At 62.7% G+C, this 19,467-nt stretch carries 23 protein-coding genes and 1 tRNA gene; 14 read left to right on the plus strand and 10 right to left on the minus strand.

Annotation, left to right across the window (positions count from 1 at the left end; genetic code table 11):
• Positions 1 to 37: 37 nt before the first annotated feature.
• On the minus strand, positions 38 to 940 hold the full coding sequence (locus H1204_RS10980) for a CoA ester lyase (protein WP_180728334.1): 903 nt from the start codon (positions 938 to 940) through the stop codon (positions 38 to 40).
• A 102-nt stretch (positions 941 to 1,042) separates the two neighbouring features.
• Between H1204_RS10980 and H1204_RS10985 the strand changes: the two genes are divergently transcribed.
• Positions 1,043 to 1,951: a LysR family transcriptional regulator gene (locus tag H1204_RS10985; protein ID WP_180728335.1), complete on the plus strand. Its 909-nt coding sequence runs from the start codon at positions 1,043 to 1,045 to the stop codon at positions 1,949 to 1,951.
• Positions 1,952 to 2,090: 139 nt separating this feature from the next.
• Here H1204_RS10985 and H1204_RS10990 read toward each other — a convergent pair.
• The 4 genes from H1204_RS10990 to acs form a co-directional block, all read right to left on the minus strand.
• Positions 2,091 to 2,181, minus strand: a tRNA-Ser gene (locus tag H1204_RS10990).
• A 62-nt stretch (positions 2,182 to 2,243) separates the two neighbouring features.
• Positions 2,244 to 4,262, minus strand: a complete 2,019-nt coding sequence (locus tag H1204_RS10995) for a sodium:solute symporter family protein (protein ID WP_180728336.1) — start codon at positions 4,260 to 4,262, stop codon at positions 2,244 to 2,246.
• Positions 4,259 to 4,624, minus strand: coding sequence for a DUF4212 domain-containing protein (locus H1204_RS11000; RefSeq protein WP_180728337.1), 366 nt, complete (start codon positions 4,622 to 4,624; stop codon positions 4,259 to 4,261). The genes H1204_RS10995 and H1204_RS11000 overlap by 4 nt, the downstream gene beginning before the upstream one ends.
• A gap of 165 nt (positions 4,625 to 4,789) precedes the next feature.
• Positions 4,790 to 6,772, minus strand: a complete 1,983-nt coding sequence (gene acs, locus H1204_RS11005; RefSeq protein ID WP_180728338.1) for an acetate--CoA ligase — start codon at positions 6,770 to 6,772, stop codon at positions 4,790 to 4,792.
• Positions 6,773 to 7,197: 425 nt separating this feature from the next.
• Between acs and H1204_RS11010 the strand changes: the two genes are divergently transcribed.
• From H1204_RS11010 to H1204_RS11035, 6 genes are all read left to right on the plus strand, one after another.
• Positions 7,198 to 8,097, plus strand: coding sequence for a DMT family transporter (locus tag H1204_RS11010; RefSeq protein WP_180728339.1), 900 nt, complete (start codon positions 7,198 to 7,200; stop codon positions 8,095 to 8,097).
• A gap of 333 nt (positions 8,098 to 8,430) precedes the next feature.
• Entirely contained in the window at positions 8,431 to 9,006 is a 576-nt protein-coding gene (locus tag H1204_RS11015) for a TIGR00645 family protein (protein WP_243468617.1), read from the plus strand.
• 60 nt (positions 9,007 to 9,066) lie between these two features.
• Positions 9,067 to 10,590 carry a fumarate hydratase gene (locus H1204_RS11020; protein WP_180728341.1) on the plus strand — a complete coding sequence of 508 codons (1,524 nt, stop codon included), beginning with the start codon at positions 9,067 to 9,069 and terminating at the stop codon, positions 10,588 to 10,590.
• Positions 10,591 to 10,763: 173 nt separating this feature from the next.
• Entirely contained in the window at positions 10,764 to 11,243 is a 480-nt protein-coding gene (bfr, locus tag H1204_RS11025) for a bacterioferritin (protein WP_007590442.1), read from the plus strand.
• A gap of 96 nt (positions 11,244 to 11,339) precedes the next feature.
• A complete protein-coding gene (murI, locus tag H1204_RS11030) occupies positions 11,340 to 12,251 on the plus strand; it encodes a glutamate racemase (RefSeq protein WP_243468477.1) in 912 nt (303 codons plus the stop codon).
• 238 nt (positions 12,252 to 12,489) lie between these two features.
• On the plus strand, positions 12,490 to 12,726 hold the full coding sequence (locus H1204_RS11035; protein ID WP_180728342.1) for a (2Fe-2S)-binding protein: 237 nt from the start codon (positions 12,490 to 12,492) through the stop codon (positions 12,724 to 12,726).
• A gap of 26 nt (positions 12,727 to 12,752) precedes the next feature.
• Here H1204_RS11035 and H1204_RS11040 read toward each other — a convergent pair whose 3' ends face one another.
• Positions 12,753 to 13,070, minus strand: coding sequence for a hypothetical protein (locus H1204_RS11040; protein WP_180727975.1), 318 nt, complete (start codon positions 13,068 to 13,070; stop codon positions 12,753 to 12,755).
• Between H1204_RS11040 and H1204_RS11045 the strand changes: the two genes are divergently transcribed.
• Genes H1204_RS11045 through H1204_RS11055 form a run of 3 tightly spaced genes read left to right on the plus strand, consistent with a single transcriptional unit; the run spans position 12,979 to position 14,911 of the window.
• Positions 12,979 to 13,701, plus strand: a complete 723-nt coding sequence (locus tag H1204_RS11045; protein ID WP_180730934.1) for an energy transducer TonB — start codon at positions 12,979 to 12,981, stop codon at positions 13,699 to 13,701. The genes H1204_RS11040 and H1204_RS11045 overlap by 92 nt on opposite strands.
• Positions 13,702 to 13,743: 42 nt before the next feature.
• Positions 13,744 to 14,475, plus strand: a complete 732-nt coding sequence (locus tag H1204_RS11050) for a MotA/TolQ/ExbB proton channel family protein (protein WP_180728343.1) — start codon at positions 13,744 to 13,746, stop codon at positions 14,473 to 14,475.
• Positions 14,476 to 14,491: 16 nt separating this feature from the next.
• On the plus strand, positions 14,492 to 14,911 hold the full coding sequence (locus H1204_RS11055) for a biopolymer transporter ExbD (protein ID WP_180728344.1): 420 nt from the start codon (positions 14,492 to 14,494) through the stop codon (positions 14,909 to 14,911).
• 211 nt (positions 14,912 to 15,122) lie between these two features.
• Here H1204_RS11055 and H1204_RS11060 read toward each other — a convergent pair whose 3' ends face one another.
• Together H1204_RS11060 and H1204_RS11065 are read right to left on the minus strand one after the other, a co-directional pair.
• The gene (locus H1204_RS11060) at positions 15,123 to 15,302 is read right to left on the minus strand and encodes a hypothetical protein (RefSeq protein ID WP_180728345.1); all 180 of its coding nucleotides are present in this window, start codon (positions 15,300 to 15,302) and stop codon (positions 15,123 to 15,125) included.
• A complete protein-coding gene (locus H1204_RS11065) occupies positions 15,299 to 16,279 on the minus strand; it encodes a LysR family transcriptional regulator (protein WP_180728346.1) in 981 nt (326 codons plus the stop codon). The genes H1204_RS11060 and H1204_RS11065 overlap by 4 nt, the downstream gene beginning before the upstream one ends.
• 122 nt (positions 16,280 to 16,401) lie before the next feature.
• On the opposite strand from H1204_RS11065, the gene H1204_RS11070 reads away from it, so the two are divergent.
• The 3 genes from H1204_RS11070 to H1204_RS11080 all read left to right on the plus strand — a co-directional run bounded on the left by H1204_RS11070 (position 16,402) and on the right by H1204_RS11080 (position 18,343).
• Positions 16,402 to 17,274, plus strand: coding sequence for a pirin family protein (locus H1204_RS11070; RefSeq protein ID WP_180728347.1), 873 nt, complete (start codon positions 16,402 to 16,404; stop codon positions 17,272 to 17,274).
• Positions 17,275 to 17,413: 139 nt separating this feature from the next.
• The gene (locus tag H1204_RS11075) at positions 17,414 to 17,812 is read left to right on the plus strand and encodes an OsmC family protein (protein ID WP_180728348.1); all 399 of its coding nucleotides are present in this window, start codon (positions 17,414 to 17,416) and stop codon (positions 17,810 to 17,812) included.
• A 39-nt stretch (positions 17,813 to 17,851) separates the two neighbouring features.
• Complete coding sequence (locus H1204_RS11080; protein ID WP_042311644.1) at positions 17,852 to 18,343, plus strand: SRPBCC family protein; 492 nt, start codon at positions 17,852 to 17,854, stop codon at positions 18,341 to 18,343.
• Here H1204_RS11080 and H1204_RS11085 read toward each other — a convergent pair.
• Positions 18,340 to 18,498 carry a hypothetical protein gene (locus H1204_RS11085; RefSeq protein WP_180727976.1) on the minus strand — a complete coding sequence of 53 codons (159 nt, stop codon included), beginning with the start codon at positions 18,496 to 18,498 and terminating at the stop codon, positions 18,340 to 18,342. The genes H1204_RS11080 and H1204_RS11085 overlap by 4 nt on opposite strands.
• Here H1204_RS11085 and H1204_RS11090 point away from each other — a divergent pair.
• Positions 18,488 to 18,763 carry a hemin uptake protein HemP gene (locus H1204_RS11090; RefSeq protein WP_180728349.1) on the plus strand — a complete coding sequence of 92 codons (276 nt, stop codon included), beginning with the start codon at positions 18,488 to 18,490 and terminating at the stop codon, positions 18,761 to 18,763. The genes H1204_RS11085 and H1204_RS11090 overlap by 11 nt on opposite strands.
• 279 nt (positions 18,764 to 19,042) lie before the next feature.
• Here the strand turns inward: H1204_RS11090 and H1204_RS11095 are convergent, their stop codons facing one another.
• Positions 19,043 to 19,450: a heme-binding protein gene (locus tag H1204_RS11095; RefSeq protein WP_180728350.1), complete on the minus strand. Its 408-nt coding sequence runs from the start codon at positions 19,448 to 19,450 to the stop codon at positions 19,043 to 19,045.
• Positions 19,451 to 19,467 lie beyond the last annotated feature (17 nt).

The following is a 19,467-nucleotide window of genomic DNA, read 5'->3' on the forward strand; positions in this document are numbered from 1 at the left end:
ACTCAATTCGATGTGCGTGCAACGAGAGTGCGTTGCTTTACAAAGCTGTGTTGCCGACGACGGCGCGCTGCTCGCCCGTCAGCAGTTCGAGACGCGCGGCGTGCTGCACGAGCGCACGCGCACGCTCGAAGAACGGCGGATCGATCATCCTGCCGTCGACGACGTACGCGCCCAGCCCTTTGCTCTGCGCATCGCGTGCCGCTTCGACGACGCGCACCGCATGTGCGATGTCCGCGTCGGACGGACGGAATACGTCGTTGGCCAGCGCGATCTGGCTCGGGTGAATGCAGCTTTTGCCGAGAAAGCCCATCGCGTGCGCGAGCTGCGCTTCGGCGCGGAAGCCCGCTTCGTCCTTGATGTTGGCAAACGCCGAGTCGTACGCGAAGACGTTCGCCTCGCCTGCTGCGATGCGCAGCGTGAACATCGCCTGCTGAATAGCCGCCTGCTCGCGACGCGCGATGCCAAGCGGCTCGAACAGATCGCCCAGCCCGAGTTGCAACCCGGCGACGCGCGGATGCGCGGCGGCGAGTTCCGCAGCGCGCCGCAACGCCTTCGGCGATTCGATGTTGAGCAGCAAGCGCACGGGCACGCTCACGCCGTTTGCCTGCTCGGCCTGTTCGAGCGCGGCGGCAGCGGCGCGCACGTCGTCCGCGCTTTCGGGTTTCGGGAGATTCAGATAGTCGAGACCGGGCTGCACGACCGCGTCGAGATCGGCGGGGAAATACGGCGTGTCGAGCGCGTTGACGCGCACGATCAGCACCTTGCGATGCTCGCGCACCGCGCTGTCGCGCAACAGTTCGCGCAGCGCGAGGCGCGCTTGCGGCTTGCGCTCCGGTGAGACGGCATCTTCGAGATCGAACGAGAGGGCATCGGCGGCGCTCGCGAGCGCCTTGGCGAACAGCTCCGGGCGCGATGCCGGCACGAACAGCTTGCTTCTCATGTCTCCGTTCCAGTTGCTTATTGGCTGGCAACCAGTCTACGGAGAGACAGGTTTTAGATAAACTATCTGCACCTATCTTCAAATCATAGAATATCTATCGTCATGGACATCAACTTTCTCGGCAATCTGCTGCTGGTCGTCGATACGGGCTCGATGGCCGAGGCGGCGCGTCGCGTCGGCGTGACGCCTGCGGCGATCGCGCAGCAGGTGCAGGCGCTCGAACGCGAACTCGGCGTGCCCCTGCTCGTGCGCGCGGGGCGCACGGTGATTCCGACGGAAGCGGGTCATCGCGTGATCGCGCGCGCGAGGAACCTCGTGCGTGAATTCGCGGAGTTGAAGGCGTTCGCGCTTGAAGACGAAGCTGCGGGTGAATTGCGCATCGGCACGATCACGACGGCGCTGCTGTCGCTGCTGCCTGATGTTCTGGCCGCATTCGCGCGTGCGTTTCCGCAGGCGAACGTGCTGATACGCGCGGGTACTTCGATGGAACTGTACGAGACCTTGCAACGTGGCGACCTCGACGTTGCTGTCTGCCTGCATCCCGCGTTCGCGCTGCCCAAGGCGTATGACTGGCATCTGCTGCGGGAGGAACCGATTGTCGTGCTTGCGCCGGCACGGCTGAAGGATGAGGACCCGCATGAACTGCTGCGGCGTGAGCCGTTTATCCGCTATGACCGATCGCTCGGCGGCGGCAAGCAGGCGGATCAATATCTGCGGTCGGCTCGGATCGTTCCGCGTGAGCTTTTTGAACTGAATTCGTTGATGGCGATTGCGATGATGGTTGATCGGGGACTGGGCGTGTCGCTGGTGCCGGATATTGTGTCGCCGCTGACGACGACGTTAAAGATCGCGAGGCTCGCGCTGCCGACGCCGACGGAGCCAAGGCGGTTCGGTGTGCTGTGGCATAAGACGTCACCGCGTGGGCGGTTGATCAAGGGGTTTTTGCAGTGCGCGGATGGGGTGCTGGGGTATGGAGATGGCGATGGGAGGAAGACGCGGCGTCTTCGGTGAGTTGAAGATCTTGCCGTCGTGACCGGGCTGTTGGCTCTCGTGACGGGCTCGACGGGAGCATGCAGTCCAGCGACATGAGCCAGAAAACAAAATAACCCGCAAATCAGTGATTTGACGGGGTTATTTATTGGCAATCTTTTGGCGGAGAGACGGGGATTCGAACCCCGGATAGGTTATTAACCTATACACGCTTTCCAGGCGTGCGACTTAAACCGCTCATCCATCTCTCCGGCGGGGAGGCGCATTATAGCAGATTCCGCCGCCATTGCCACCTCGCCCGAAAGGCCAGCCGTCACGGATGGCGGATATAGTCCACCAGCGCTCTCGTGTAAGCGTCCGGCTTGCGGTCCACGAGGCTCACGAGCACCGTCACCAGAAACCCCGCCGGCACGCCGAACACACCCGAGCTGATCGGCTCGATACCGAACCAGCGCGGCCCGACAAAACCCGTCAACTGCGTGAAGAACGGATACGTCGACACGATGTACCAGATGCACACCACCAGCCCCGCCACCATGCCTGCCACCGCGCCCAGGCGCGTCGTGCGCTTCCAGAACACCCCCAGCACGAGCACAGGAAAAAGACTCGACGCCGCCAGCGAAAACGCCGCCCCCACCAGAAACAGAATATTCCCCGTATTCAGCGACGCCACATAAGACGCAAACAGCGCCACCCCAAGCAGCAGAATCTTCGAGATCGTCACCCGCTTCTGGCTCGACGCCTCGGGGTCGACCATGTGGTAGTACACATCGTGCGAAAGCGCATTGGCGATCGTCAGCAGCAGGCCATCGGCGGTTGAAAGCGCCGCCGCCAGCGCACCCGCCGCAATCAGCCCCGACATCACATACGGCAGCCCCGCAATCTCCGGCGCGGCGAGCACGACCATGTCCGGCTGCATCTGGATCTCGCTCCAGCGCACGATGCCGTCGCCGTTCACATCGGCGATGCTCAGCAGGTACGGCTCGACATGCCGCCACTGCATCACCCATTGCGGCAGGTCGGAAAACCGATGCCCGACCAGATTCGACAGAATCTCGTACTTGATCAGCACCGCGAGCACGGGCACCGTCAGATAGAACAGCGCGACGAAAAACAGCGTCCAGCCAACCGAGCGCCGCGCCGACGCGACCGACGTCGTCGTGTTGTAGCGCGTGAGGATATGCGGCAAGCTCGCCGTCCCCAGCGAAAGGCACAGCAGCAGCGACAGAAAATTGCGCAGGTGCAGCCGCCGTTCGTCCTCGTTCGCAGCGGGAAACGGCTCATGCATCGGCACGGGCGGCGCCGCGCGCTGCATCATCTCGTCGCGTTGCTGCGCCCACACGATCTGCGCCGTCGCCGGATCACGGGGAAAGCGCGCGATGCGCCGCTCCAGATCGGCGATCTCGCGCAACGGGCCGTTATGCCGCCGCAAATCGTCGAGCTGCACGGTGAGGCGGCCCTTCTCGTCGATATACGACTGCGGCAGGCTGTCGATCTGCGTCTGGATCAGCGCGGCGCGCATCCGGTAGTCGTCGCGCACCGACTGCTCCGACGGCGCATCGCGCACCTGGCGCTCGAGCGACTCGACCCGCTCCATCAGGCGCCCGTAGTTGAGTTGCGGCACCCAGCCGAGCCCGTCCTTGTGCGCAATCATCGACACGGGAATCAGGAACGCCACGATCAGGATGATGTACTGCGCAACCTGCGTCCACGTCACCGCGCGCATGCCGCCGAGAAACGAGCACACCAGAATGCCCGCGAGCCCACAGAAAATGCCGATCGCAAAGTCGACCCCGATGAAGCGCGTCGCGATCAGTCCGACGCCCTGGATCTGCGCGACCAGATAGACGAACGAGCACAGGATCGCCGACAACGCGGCCAGGCCCCGCACCGCATTGCTCGAAAAGCGCGTGCCGAGAAAATCGGGAATCGTGTAGCGCGCGAGCTTGCGCACGTAGGGCGCGAGCAGAAACGCGACGAGGCAATAGCCGCCCGTCCAGCCCATCATGTACGCGAGGCCGTCGTAGCCCGTTGCGTACAGGCTGCCGGCCAGCCCGATGAACGAGGCCGCCGACAGCCAATCCGCCGCCGTCGCCATGCCGTTGAACGCGGACGGCACGCGCCGCCCCGCCACGTAGTATTCGACGAGATCGGAAGTCCGCGACAGCAGGCCGATGACTGCATACACGGCAATCGGCACGAACAGAAACACATAGCCGATCCACGTGCCCGGCCCGCTGGCCGCCTCGATGCGCCAGAGCAGATAGATGAAGATCAGGAAGCCGAGCGTGTAGAGCGAATACGAGCGGATCAGCCGATGCGCGAGCTTCATCGGTCGGCGGCGCGCTCGGCGAAGTCGTCGGTCGCGCTGGCTGCGAGCGCGCGCTGGAGCGCTGTGTCGGCGCGCTGCATCAGCACGATATACACGACGATCAGCGCCACGTACACGAGAATCGCGCCTTGCGCGCCCATGTAGAACGGCAGGCTGAAGCCCGCAAAGCGTGCGTGTTCGAGGTTTCGCGCGATGAGCGGCACGATGAACGACACAAAGAAGCCGATCAGCATCAACGCGACGATCAACATGATGTTAAAGCGCCAGTAGCGCGCGTGCGCGCGCGCCATCGCCGCCGTGACGGGCGGCGGCTCGGGCACGGGATTGATCGTGTGTCGCGATGTGTGGTGTGGCGCGGCCATGCGCCTATTTATCAAAAAGGTGTTGCATCGGCAATCGGGGTTGTCCGCTCAACGAATTCGTGCGGCGGGTCGAGACGACATCTCAAGCGTACGAAAAAACGGCGCACCCTAGCCGGATGCGCCGTTTGCTGCTTCAAGTCTTTACGTCGTCGCAGGTGAGCGAGATCAGCGCGATTCGCCCAGCTGATCCAGAATGGCCGGGTTTTCCAGCGTCGACACATCCTGCGTGATTTCCTCGCCCTTCGCGAGCGAACGCAACAGGCGACGCATGATCTTGCCCGAACGCGTCTTCGGCAGGTTGTCGCCGAAGCGGATGTCCTTCGGCTTCGCGATCGGACCGATTTCCTTGCCGACCCAGTTGCGCAGTTCCGCCGCAATCTTCGCGGCCTCTTCGCCTTCGGGACGCGAGCGCTTCAACACGACGAACGCACACACCGCTTCGCCCGTCGTTTCGTCCGGCCGGCCGACCACGGCCGCTTCCGCGACCAGCGGATTCGCCACCAGCGCCGACTCGATCTCCATCGTGCCGAGACGGTGGCCCGACACGTTCAGCACGTCGTCGATACGGCCCATGATCGTGAAGAAGCCGGTGTCCTTGTCGCGCACCGAGCCGTCGCCCGCGAGGTACAGCTTGCCGCCGAGTTCTTCGGGGAAGTAGCTCTTCTTGAAGCGCTCCGGGTCGCCCCAGATTGCGCGGATCATCGCCGGCCACGGACGCTTGACGACGAGAATGCCGCCCTGCCCGTTCGGCACGTCCTGGCCCGTTTCATCGACGATCGCGGCCATGATGCCCGGCAGCGGCAACGTGCACGAGCCCGGCACGAGCGGCGTCGCGCCCGGCAGCGGCGTGATCATGTGGCCGCCCGTTTCCGTCTGCCACCACGTATCGACGATCGGGCAGCGCGAGCCGCCCACGTTCTCGTAGTACCACACCCACGCTTCCGGGTTGATCGGCTCGCCGACCGTGCCGATGATGCGCAGCGTCGACAGGTCGTAGCTCTTCGGATGCACCTTCGCGTCCGCTTCGGCTGCCTTGATCAGCGAACGAATTGCCGTCGGCGCGGTGTAGAACACCGTGACCTTGTGCTTCTGGATCATGTCCCAGAAGCGGCCCGCGTTCGGATAGGTCGGCACGCCTTCGAACACGACCTGCGTGCCGCCGAGCGCGAGCGGCCCGTACGTGATGTAGCTGTGACCCGTGACCCAGCCGATATCGGCCGTGCACCAGAAGACATCCGTCGGCTTCCAGTCGAAGGTCCACTTCATGGTCTGCGCGGCCCACAGCAGATAGCCGCCCGTGCTGTGCTGCACGCCCTTCGGCTTGCCCGTCGAACCGGACGTGTAGAGGATGAAGAGGGGATGCTCGGCACTAACCCATTCGGGCGCGCATTGATCCGATTCGCTCGCGGTGATCTCGTGCATCCACAGATCGCGCGTGTCGTCCCAGCCGATCTTCCCGCCTGTGCGCTTGTACACGACCACGCTCTTGACGGCCTCGCAGCCGCCCATCGCGAGTGCTTCATCAGCGATGTTCTTCAACGGCAGTGCCTTGCCGCCGCGCATCTGTTCGTCGGACGTAATCAGCGCGACAGCGCCGACATCGACGAGCCGTTCGTTCAGCGACTTCGACGAGAAGCCGCCAAACACGACCGAGTGCGTCGCGCCGATTCGCGCGCATGCCTGCATCGCGACGATGCCTTCAATCGACATCGGCATATAAATGACGACGCGATCGCCCTTCTTGATGCCGCGCTTCTTCAGCGCGTTCGCGAAACGCGACACGCGTTGCAGCATGTCGTTGTATGTGACGTTGGTGACGGTGCCGTCGTCGGCTTCGAAGATGATCGCGACGCGCTCGCCGTTGCCCGCTTCGACGTGACGGTCAATGCTGTTGTACGACGCGTTCAGTTCGCCGTCTTCATACCACTTGTAGAAAGGCGCATTCGATTCGTCGAGCACCTTCGTGAAGGGCTTTTTCCAGCTGAGCGTCTCGCGCGCCAGCCTGCCCCAGAAGCCTTCGTAATCGCGCTCGGCCTCGGCGACGAGCGCCTTGTACGCGTCCATGCCGGACACAGTAGCCTGCGCCGTCATTTCGGCGGAAGGCGGAAACACGCGGCGTTCTTGAAGAACCGATTCAATCGCAGACATCGACTACCCCTTGGTGAAGATGAAACGTCAATCCTTGCGGGTGCGCTCGCGATACGTGCCAGCCGTGGCCGGCGCAGCGCGTCGCTCCATATCGTCATACCCGTCATCGTGGCGCCGCATGATGTTGTCCCGCGGCGTGTCTCCCACCCTCGTGCGCATCGGCAGCGATGAGCACACAGCAATTCGGCGAATGACAACTGCGGCGTTGCACGTCGGGCGCGCCGCATGTTTTCATCAGCTTCGATCACTTCCCACGATAAGCGTTGCAACTTACCGCGTTCTTACGTGCGGGTCGAGCGTGTGTCAGGCTAAACACCAGGTGCGCGCGTAGGCTTGCGGCGCTGCAAGCAGTCCGCAAGGCTCGCTATGCGGCGATGTTAGCGCCCTTTTACAATGCTAACTGATCTAGTCGTCCGGATTCCAGCTTGAACCGCTACTCACTGTTCCTCATCGCCGCAATGCTGCTCGTCGGCAGCAACGTCGGCATCGGCAAGTCGATTGTCGCGTTCGTCCCCGTTCCCCTCTTTGCCCTGCTGCGCTTCGTGATCGCCATGGCCGTGCTGTGGCCGCTGTTGCGCGTGAACAAGCTGCGCCGCGTGAAAGCGGGCGAATGGCTCAATCTCTTCCTGCAGGCACTGTTCGGCACATTCGGGTTTACGCTGCTGATGCTCAACGGCGTGCATCGGACCAGCGCCGTCGCGGCGGGCGTCATCACGAGCACGATTCCCGCCGTGGTCGCGCTGTTCTCGTGGATCTTCCTCAAGGAAAAGCCGGATCGCCGCGCGCTGGCGTCGATTGCGCTGGCGATCGCCGGCGTGGTCGTCATCAATCTCGCGCACGCGGGCGCCGCCACGGGCGCACCCAGTGAAAGCTCCTTCGCCGGCAACCTGATGGTGCTCGGCGCGGTCTGCTGCGAATCGCTCTATGTGATCCTGTCGCGCCGGCTCACGCAGACGCTTGCGCCCATCGACATCTGCGCGTACACGCATCTGTTCGGCCTGTTGCTGATGCTGCCGCTCGGCGTGTCTTCGCTGTTCGCCTTCAACTACACGAACGTGCCCGTCGGCATCTGGACGCTGGTGCTCTGGTACGGCCTGTCGGCGAGCATCTTCTCGTTCTGGCTGTGGATGAAGGGCATCCGCCATGTGCCGGGCAGTCTCGCGGGCGTGTTCAGCGCCGTGCTGCCCGTCGCCGCCGCGGTCTACGGGATCGTGTTCCTCGACGAACGGCCGACGCTCGCGCATGGCATCGCGCTCGCCTGCGTGGTCGCGGGCATCGCTCTGGCGAGCCTGAAGGCGCGGCGCGTGCCGCCCGTCGCTTCGTGACGTGAAATGCAACAGGACACGAGGCATGGCGCGCCGCCGCGCCGTGCTGCCTTGCGCCCGCACGAGTGCGCGCCTGAGTGCCCGGATGCCCGCCTCGACATGGCTGTCACGGATCACGCTGTACAATATCGCGCCCAACGCGCCTCGCCGGCCGGTTTCACCGCCGGGCCGCTGACTACCGGCTGTTCGCTCTTCACGTGATCCGCCGCCGTCGATGCGAGCGCGTCCGTGTCAGCTGTATCCGTCACCACGATCCGTCACCAAGAAGCGCCAACACTACGTCGAACGCCCATGACCGCTCCGCGCCCCACTCTGTCCGGCCAGTCGCGCCGCATGCGCCTTCTGCCCTCCGTGATCTTCATGAGCCGCTGGCTGCAGGTGCCGCTCTATCTGGGCCTGATCATCGCGCAAGCCGTCTATGTCGTGCTGTTCGTCAAGGAAGTGTGGCACCTCGTCACCTCGGCGATGTCGCTCAACGAAACCAACACCATGCTGATCGTGCTCGGCCTGATCGACGTGGTGATGATCTCGAACCTGCTGATCATGGTGATTGTCGGCGGGTATGAAACGTTCGTCTCGCGCCTCGGCCTGGAAGGTCATCCCGACGAGCCCGAATGGCTCGACCATGTGAACGCGGGCGTGCTGAAGGTGAAACTGTCGATGGCGCTGATCGGCATCTCATCGATTCATCTGCTGAAGACCTTCATCGATCCGGACCAGCACACGCAGCAAGGCGTGATGTGGCAGGTCATCATCCACGTCACGTTCCTCGTGTCGGCGCTGGTGATGGCGTTCGTCGACCGGTTGACCACGCATACGCACCCGGAGCATTTTCACGAGCCCGCGGCGCGCGGCGTCGCTGCGCGCAGCAACAACACAACGATTTCCCACTCCCATGAACGCGTCTGACCGGCCGCGCCGTCAAGCGGCCGCGATAACGAACGCGACACTGCCCCACTGAGCCTAGCCATGACCGTCATCAAACAGGAAGACCTGATCCAGAGTATTGCGGACTCGCTGCAGTACATCAGCTACTACCATCCGCTCGACTACATCGAAGCGCTTGGCCGCGCGTACGAACTCGAAGAGAGCCCGGCTGCGAAGGACGCGATTGCGCAGATCCTGACGAACAGCCGCATGTGCGCCGAAGGCAAGCGCCCGATCTGCCAGGACACGGGCATCGTCACGGTGTTCGTGAAGGTCGGCATGGACGTGCGCTGGGACGGCGCGACCATGAGCGTCACCGACATGATCAACGAAGGCGTGCGCCGCGGTTACCTGAACCCGGACAACGTGCTGCGCGCATCGATCGTGAGCCCGCCCGAAGGCGCGCGCAAGAACACGAAGGACAACACGCCGGCTGTGATCCACTACGAGATCGTGCCGGGCGACAAGGTCGATGTTCAGGTCGCAGCCAAGGGCGGCGGCTCGGAGAACAAGTCGAAGTTCGCGATGCTGAACCCGTCGGACTCGATCGTCGACTGGATTCTGAAGACCGTGCCGACCATGGGCGCAGGCTGGTGCCCGCCCGGCATGCTCGGTATCGGCATCGGCGGCACGGCTGAGAAGGCGATGCTGATGGCGAAGGAATCGCTGATGGACCCGATCGACATTCAGGACGTCATCGCGCGTGGCCCGCAGGACTGGATCGAAGAACTGCGCGTCGAACTGCACGAGAAGGTCAACGCTTTGGGCATTGGCGCGCAAGGTCTCGGCGGTCTCGCCACCGTGCTCGACGTGAAGATCATGGCCGCGCCGACACACGCGGCATCGAAGCCGATCGCGATCATCCCGAACTGCGCGGCCACGCGCCACGCGCACTTCACGCTGGACGGCTCGGGCGTTGCGAAGCTCGATGCGCCGTCGCTCGATGCATGGCCGAAGGTGCAGTGGGAACCGGACACCGAGAAGAGCCAGCGCGTCGACCTGAACACGCTGACACCGGAACAGGTCGCATCGTGGAAGCCGGGCCAGACGCTGCTGCTGTCGGGCAAGATGTTGACGGGCCGCGACGCCGCGCACAAGCGCATCGCCGACATGCTCGCGAAGGGCGAAAAGCTGCCCGTCGATTTCACCAACCGCGTGATCTATTACGTCGGCCCCGTCGATCCGGTGCGCGACGAAGCCGTCGGCCCGGCAGGCCCGACCACCGCGACGCGCATGGACAAGTTCACGGAAACGATGCTCGCGCAAACCGGCCTGATCTCTATGATCGGCAAGGCCGAGCGCGGCCCCGTCGCGATCGAGGCGATCAAGAAGCACAAGGCGGCGTATCTGATGGCTGTGGGTGGCGCGGCGTATCTCGTGTCGAAGGCGATCCGCAGCGCGAAGGTGCTCGCGTTCGAAGATCTCGGCATGGAAGCCATCTATGAATTCGACGTGCAGGACATGCCCGTGACGGTCGCCGTCGATTCGAACGGCACGTCGGTTCATCAGACAGGGCCGAAGGAATGGCAAGCGAAGATCGGTAAGATTCCCGTCGCGACTGCTTAACGATTTTCTTTGTTTTACGGAAGCCGGGACGTTATAGTCCCGGCTTTTTTATTATTCACGCGAAATACAAATTAAATTGCGTGAATGATTCTCAACAACCATATTCGTCCTTGGCTTTTAGTTTTCAGACGTTTATTGTTGTTGGAAAACCCAGCTCTTGAAGAGGAAACGTCATGCAAGGCGATAAAAAAGTCATCGAATATCTGAACGCCCAGTTGAAGAACGAACTGACCGCAATCAACCAGTATTTCCTGCACGCACGGATGTACAAGCACTGGGGTCTCGAGAAGCTGGGCAAGCATGAGTACGACGAATCGATCGGCGAAATGAAGCACGCCGACTTGCTGATCGAACGCATTTTCATGCTCGATGGCCTGCCGAATCTGCAGGATCTGCACAAGCTGCTGATCGGCGAAGAAACCAAAGAAATTCTCGAATGCGATTTGAAGCTCGAAACCATCTCGCAGGGCACGTGCAAGGAAGCGATCGCTTATTGCGAATCGGTGCGTGATTTCATCTCGCGCGAAATCTTCACGACGATTCTCGACGACACCGAAGAACATATCGACTGGCTCGAAACGCAGATCGACCTGATCGACAAGGTCGGCATCCAGAACTACCAGCAGTCGGCGATGGGCTCGCAGGAAGAATAAGACGACACCTGAGCAGGAAGCCTCCCCACTCCTGATACACTTCTGCGGTCCGATCCGCGCAACGTTCGTTCACACGCGCTGCGCGGATTTTCTTATATGGCTTCCGTTGAAACCATGACCGCTTCGTCCCCCGCCTCCGCTACCTCCGCTTCGATTCCGTCCCTCACCTCGCTCGATCCGCGCGCGCCTGTCGGCATTTTCGACTCGGGTCTCGGCGGATTGTCGGTGCTGCGCGCGGTCCGCTCGCAACTGCCGGACGAAGCGCTGATCTACGTCGCGGATTCGCTCTATGCGCCCTACGGCGAGCGCGACGACGATTTCATCGCCGACCGTACGCTCGCGATCGGCGAATGGCTCGTCGCGCAGGGCGCGAAGGCGCTAGTGGTCGCATGCAACACGGCGACGGCGCAGTCGATCGCGCTGGTGCGCGAAAAATTGCCTATTCAGTTGATCGGCGTCGAACCGGGCGTGAAACCCGCAGCGTCGCAGTCGAAATCGCGCGTGGCAGGCGTGCTGGCGACCCGCGTGACGCTGCGCAGCGCGCGCTTTCAGGGGCTGCTCGAACGCTACGCCAGTGACTGCCGTTTTCTGTGCCAGCCGGGCCACGGCCTCGTGGAGGCTGTCGAGCGCTGCGATATCGGCTCACCCGAACTGCATGCGCTGATAGAGAGCTACCTTCAGCCGATGCTCGACGCCGGCGCCGATACGCTGGTGCTCGGCTGCACGCACTATCCGTTTCTCGATGCGGCGATCCGCGATATCGCGGGCGACCGGCTGACACTGATCGACACGAGCGTCGCGATTGCACGGCAACTGGAGCGCGTGCTCGACCAGCAAGGGCTGCGTGCGCCTGCGCGCGACGCCGTGCCGCAGCCGCGCTTCTGCTCGACCAGCGACGGCGCGCACCTCAAACAGCTAGCGGCGACGCTACTCGACATCGATGCGCCCGTCGAGCGCGTGCACATCCCGTCGCGCCGTACGATCACGCCGGATTCGCACGCCGCCTGAGGCTGGCGGACGGCGATATGCCGCCGGCGCTTTCCATGCGTCGGCACCGCATCAAATACACAGCCACCCGACGGAAACCCGCCTCCACAACGCCCCGCCTCCACTCGAACGATCGAGCGGGCCGGACGAAACCCTTCTTACAGGCTGGTTTTGTTACAAAATTTTGCCTGTGACGCTTGCCAAATCGACCAAACAAAATGATAATAATTCGCATTAACGTTAGCTATCGCGAGCTGTCATGATTGTCTGCGTGTGCAAGTCAGTGTCCGACCGAAAAATCCGTGCAACGATCGCCGAAGGCGTCGATTCATTCGACGAGCTTCAGTTCGAGCTGGGCGTCGCCATGTGCTGTGGCAAGTGCGAAGAGTCCGTGCGGGACGTGATGGCGCAAAGCGGCGTCTGCGCAAGCCGCTGTGGCGTCGAGCATCACACGCAAGCGGCGCCGGTGACGTTCTACGAACGCAAGGCAGCCTGAAGCCGGTTCCCGGCCTTTGATGCGTTTCAATATCGTGCTTCGAAAGGCGTGCCATTATCGGGCGCTGTAGTTTTTTCGTTTCCGCCGTCAGCAAGCCAGTCCGACACCAGCCAGCGACGCCATTCTTCGAGGAGTTCGAGATGGAATTGCTGATTGGTTTTCTGACCACCGTTTGTATTTCGTTGCTGATATTCCGAACATGACGCTGTTTTGCATGACGTGCTGCATTGCCGGCGCGCCGCCACGCTAACCATGCAGGCCACGCCTTCCCTCCCAACCGGCCTCGCGCCGAACGCTTCCGCCCGAATCAACCCGCGTATCGCCACGGTGACGGGGATCGTCATCGGACTTCACGTCATCGCGCTCGCTATTGCGTTCACGGTGCGCGAAGCCGCGCCTTTGCAGGTCGAAACCCAGCGTACGATCACGGCCGAACTGCTGCCGCCGCCGGCGCCTGCCGCCGCGCCTGTCGCGATCGAATCGGCTCCGCCGCCGAAGCCCGTGCCCGTGCAGAAGGTCAAGCCGAAGGTGCAGCCACGCCCGGCGCCGAAGCCCACGCCGACGCCTATGCCCGTCGCGCAAGCGCCGTCGCAACACGAGATCAGCGCGCCGGAACCGGCTCCGCCCGCGCCGCCGGCACCTGCAGCGCCCGCACCGGCCGCGCCAGCGGCAAAAACGGCGATGTCGATCACCGCGCCGAAAGACGCGTCGCACCTGAGCTGCAGCATCGTCGAGCCCACTTATCCGGCGATGTCGCGCCGCCGTGGCGAAACGGGACGCGCGGTGGTGCAGTTCATTCTGTCGGCGTCGGGCCGGATCGAAAACGTCGAACTGAAGAAGAGCAGCGGCTCCGATCGCCTCGATCAGGCCGCGCTCGACGCAATTCGCTCCAGCTCGTGCAAACCGTATCTGGTGGACGGCGAGCCGACTCGTGTGCCCGCCGTCCAGCCGTTCGACTTCAGCCTGAACAATTGACATTGATCAGCTGACCAGAATTTCAAAGAAAAAGGAATTGCCATGCAGAACTACGGTATTGCCCACGTCTGGGCACAAGGGGATTTCGTCACACGCGGCATCGCGGTGGCGTTGCTGATCATGTCGGTGCTGTCGTGGAGCGTGATCGTCGTCAAGAGCTGGAACGTGATGCGCCTGAACCGCCTGACGAAGAACGCCGAAAAGGCATTCTGGCATTCAGACGATTTCGCCGACGGCATGAAGAAGCTCGGCCGCGACACGTCGTCGCCGGCTGAAAACCCGTTCCTCGCGCTCGCACTGTCGGGCCAGGAAGCCGCCGATCACCATCATCAGACGCAGCCGCATCTGCACGACCGCATGGACGTGTCGGACTGGATCACGCGCTGCCTGAAGGACACGATGGATGAAAGCGTCGCGCGCATGCAGAGCGGCCTCGCGGTGCTGGCGTCGATCGGCAGCACCGCGCCGTTCGTCGGCCTGTTCGGTACGGTGTGGGGCATCTATCACGCGCTGCTGGGCATCGGCGCGTCGGGCCAGTCGTCGATCGATCAGGTCGCGGGCCCCGTCGGCGAAGCACTCATCATGACGGCCTTCGGTCTGTTCGTCGCGATTCCCGCCGTGCTCGGCTACAACGCACTGACGCGTGCCAACAAGGGCATCGTCAGCAAGCTGAGCCGCTTTGCGCACGGCCTCCATGCGTTCTTCGTCACGGGCGCCCGCCTGTCGTCGTCGAAGCGCGGAGACGGTCTTCGGCTCGCGACCCGCGCCAACTAAATAGCGAGACATAGCGATGGCAATGAGCCCTTTCGCCGGCGACGATGACGACGGCCTCATGAATGAAATCAACATGACGCCGCTCGTCGACGTCATGCTGGTGCTCCTGATCGTGTTCATGGTGACGATCCCCGTGATCCGCCATGCGGTGAAGATCGACCTGCCGCACGCGAGCAGCCAGAAGGAAGACACGAAGCCCGCGCAGGTGACGATCGCGATCGACGCCGACGGCAACCTGATGTGGGACGAACAGAAGATCTCCGACGACATGCTGCAGGCGAAGATCGCCGCCGCCGCTCAGCAGGCGCCGCAGCCGGAACTGCATCTGAGCGCGGACCGCAAGGTCGCGTATGAAAAGGTCGCGCAGGTGATGTCGGCGGCCCAGGCAGGCGGCCTGACGAAGATCGGTTTCGTCACGGAACCGAAGGCACACTGAGCGCGCCGCCCTCTTCCGTTCGAACCAAAGCCCTGTTTTTCGAGGGCTAAAAGTAAAAGGCCTTCATCGTCGGATGAAGGCCTTTTTTCATGCGCACTCGGCGCCTTCGGGCGGCGGAATCATTTACCATCGCTTGTGCTCTGGACCTGATCACCGCATGCGAAAGCCGTGGTCGACACGGACAACGCTGTCAGCCCTATCAGGCTCGCTATCAAAGCGGCCGTGATTTTTCGCATAGGACACTCCTTAGCGAAGGGATTTCAATATAAGCCCGTGCGCTTTTCCATTCAAGCCTGCGGCCATTGAAAGTATCCATCGCCGGCCGCGCATGCATGGCGAAAAGGTATTTCACTTCCTGCGTGCGCGTGAAAGTACGCGCCTGGCGGGTCATGCAACAGCTGCTTTCAGCCGCAGATTTTTCGCATCGCGCTCGGGGCATTCCTGCTGAATGTGCTTGCCGACGTCGGGGTCGAGCATCTCGACGAGATAATCGACAAAGGTCCGCACGGCGGGCACCATGCCCTGCCGCGAGAGGAACACGGCGTACAGTTGCGGCGATGGCAGCGTCCAGCCCGGCATCACGGGCGACAGGCGGCCGCTGCGCAGCGCGGCGCCGTACATCATTTCCGGCAGCGCCGCGATGCCGACGCCCGCGAGCGCCGCTTCCAGGATCATCATCAGGTCGGCCGTCACGAGGCGCGGCTCATGGTCGTGCGCGTGGCGCGTGCCGTCGGGCGCGATCAGGTTGTAGACGTGGCGACCGTCGCCGGTGGGCGTATCGAGCGTTTCGAAGCGTTTCAGGTCCGCGGGCTCGAGCGGCGGCGCGTTCTGGCTCAGGAGGCTCGGCGCGCCGACCAGCATCTGCTGCGTGCGCCACAACGGCCGCACGACGATATTCGCGTTTTCGGGCGGCTCGGAGCGCACGCGCAGCGCGACGTCGATCGAATCCTCGAACAGATCGACCACGCGGTTCGTCACGCGCATCACGACGCGCACTTCCGGAAAACGGTGCATGAACTCCGGGATGATTTGCGACATGATGGTCTGCGAGATCGTCACGGGCACGCTCACGCGCACCGTGCCGCGCGGCGACGAGCGCAACTGCTGCACGACGTTGACGGCCGCCTGCGCCTCGGAGAGCATCGCCTGACAGTGCTGGTAGAACAGTTGCCCGGCTTCCGTCAGCGCGAGCTTGCGCGTCGAGCGCTGCAAGAGACGCACGCCCAGCGACGCCTCCAGTTCCGTCAGCCGGCGCGACAGGCGCGACTTCGAAATGCCGAGCACGCGTTCGGCGGCGGAGAACCCGCCGTGTTCGACGACCTGCGAAAAGTACATCAGGTCATTCAGGTTATGCGAATCGATCTTCATGTCATCGTTTCACTAGCAGAACAATCCATTGCGATAGACGGCCTGTTACAGCCCAAAGCGGTCCATATAATAGCCGTATGTTTCAGAAATAACGCTATTCCCCAATTTTCGAGGTGATTTTGATGAGCGCGACCCGCACGATCGAACGCACGTATCCTTCCGTACGCACGGTTGAAGGCGGCGGTTTCGTCGTCCACCGCCCCTTTCCGACCCGCATGCTGATGGATTTCGACCCGTTTCTGCTGCTCGACGAAATGGGCCCCGTCGACTACGCGCCGGGCGAGGCGAAAGGCGCGCCCGATCATCCGCATCGCGGCTTCGAAACGGTCACGTATGTCCTCGAAGGCCAGTTGGGTCACAAGGATTCGGCGGGCCACTCGGGCACGCTGCATGCGGGCGATGTGCAATGGATGACGGCGGGCGCGGGCGTCGTGCATAGCGAAATGCCCGATCCGTCGTTCGTCGCGACGGGCGGCCGCGTGCACGGCCTGCAACTGTGGGTGAATCTGCCCAGGCGCGACAAGATGATCGCGCCGCGCTATCAGGAAATGCCGTCGGCGGGGATTCCCGTCGCGACATCCGCCGACGGCAAGGTGCGCGTGAAAGTGATTGCGGGCGAGGCGCTTGGCGTAAAGGCCGCTATCGAAACACGCACGCCGATCCTCTATCAGCATTTCACCCTGCAGCCTGGCGCGACGATCGTACAGCCGGTGCCGCGCGACTATCGCGTGTTCGCTTATGGACTGTCGGGAAAAGGCCTGTATAGCGACGAGCGGCTCGAGATCGACGCGCAGCAGATGATCGTGTTCGACAACGACGGCGACACGGTGACGATCGCCGCCGGCGCTGAACCGCTCGACGTGCTGCTGTTCGGCGGCGTGCCGCTGAACGAGCCTGTCGTGCGTTACGGCCCGTTCGTGATGAATACGGAAGACGAAATCCGTCAGGCTGTCATCGATTATCAGGCCGGCCGCATGGGACAGATCGCGCACTAGTCGTCCGTACGGCTTTTCGCGGCAGGCACTCAACCGCGAATCGCAGCAAATTCGTTCACAATAGCGGTTCGAGCCGCGCGCCGCGTCATGCGTCGCGCGGCGCTATCGTTCCAACTCGACGTCCCGCACAGGAGCGCGCATGGCAGACACGAAGGTCACGGCACACATCGGCTCGACGGATTACCAGGTGCTGTTCGACGATGGCACACACACATGGCTCGCCGACGAGCCCGAGTCACTGGGCGGCGGCGATCGCGGCCCGACGCCGAACTCCCTGCTGCTGTCGAGCCTCGGCGCCTGCACGTCGATTACGCTGAAGATGTATGCGCAGCGTAAAGGCTGGCCACTCGAAGAAGTGCGCGTGACGCTGTCGATGCAGAAAGAAGGCGACGGAACGGCGATCGACCGACAGATTGTCCTGACGGGCAATCTGTCGGACGAACAGCAGGAACGACTCCTGCAGATCGCCAATGCGTGTCCCGTGCACAAGATCCTGAGCAATCCCATCTCGATCCGCACGGGTCTGGCCGTTGCGTGACATTGCGTGAATATTGAGCTTTAAGAGGAAGCTGTCGTCTTGAACTTCGAACATCTCATTCAGATCAACGATCCGCTCAACCCGCTCGTCGAATCGCTGACGCGCGAACAGCTGTGGGAAGGGCTCGTGCTGCGCGCGGAGCAGCCGCAGCTGTTCGTGATGGGCCTCGACAGCTGCGCGATCCTGTCGCGCACGGAAAGCACGATGGAGCGTGAACTGCACTACGGTCATGCAACCGTGCGCGATCACGTCACGCTCACGCCGCAAAAAAGCGTGCGCTACGACATCAGCGCGACGGCCGATTACGTCGGCGGCTCGCTGACGATGACCATCGAGCAGCCCGACGAGCTGCAGCTCTTCCTGCGCTTCGAGTACAGGACGAGCCTGCCATCCGCCGACGAGAACGTCGACCCGGATGCGCATCAAACGGAAGAGATCGTGAAATCGGCGTATCGCGAGTCGGACATCGATACGGTCCGCCTGATCCGCCAGTACGTCAGCGCGCGCAATACGCCTGATCAGTTGCACTAAATCCCGCGCGCCGCCAAAGCCTTCAGGCGGCGCAAAATCTCCTCACCTATCAAAACGTCAAATCGATTAATTTCGAAATCTTGTGAATGGGAATGGTTATCATTTAGAATCAATCTAACGAATCGACGAACACCAACGGCAAGCATGACGAACATGACACGCTCTTCCACGCTTAGCCTGCGCCGCCCCGCGGCAGCGGCACTGACGACCAGTCGTCCCGCCAAATCCGTGACGACGGCGCCTGCGGAACGCCATGCAGCCAACAGCAATGACGCGACGCCGACGACGGCAGAAACGTCCGAGCGCGTGCTGCGCAGCGATGCACTGCTTCAGGGCCGCAGCCATGTGAGCATCATGCACAACGGCGAGACGTATCAGTTGCGCGCCACGCGGCTTGGCAAACTGATTCTGACGAAGTAAGGAATGCCGCAGTAAAGGTTGTTTTAGTACAGGGTATTGTGGGGACCACCTCCCAGAGAGGTGTTGGGCACTAGCCAGCCACGACGGCTTGCACGCGAGATCTAGACCCCTTCGTGCAGACACCAAGCCAGCCGTCGAAGCAAGCCAGGCCGCTTTTTTTTGGTTCTCACCGCGACGTGTGCGCTTATGAATCGCGCAACGTTCATGAATGACGGAAGCGAAGCCGTGCAGATGACAGCATCTGCGCGGCTTTTGTCTTTTGCGGCCCGCGCGGAACCGTCAGCGCAACTCGAGCGCGGCAATGCCCGCGCGCGCAATCGCCGTATCCTGCTCCGATTTCACGCCCGACACGCCGATCGCGCCCACCGTCTCGCTTTCCACGACGATGGGCACGCCGCCTTCCACGAACGCGGCGAGCGGCGCACTCAGAAACGCGATGCGCCCCTGCTTGATGATGTCTTCGTAGACCTTGGTTTCGCGGCGCCCGAGCGCGGCCGTGCGCCCTTTCGCGGTCGCCATGTCGACCGTGCCGGGCGCCGCGCCATCCATTCGATGCAGGTGAAGGAGATGACCGCCGTCGTCGAGAATCGCGATCGTTACGGTCCAGTGATTCGCCGCCGCATGCGCTTGCGCTGCGGCGGCCATCTTGCTGACGTCTTCGTCGGTCAATACGGGTTTGGTTCTCACGGGCGCCTCGCTCGGGT

This window comes from Paraburkholderia sp. PGU19 (assembly GCF_013426915.1).
Taxonomy (GTDB): domain Bacteria; phylum Pseudomonadota; class Gammaproteobacteria; order Burkholderiales; family Burkholderiaceae; genus Paraburkholderia.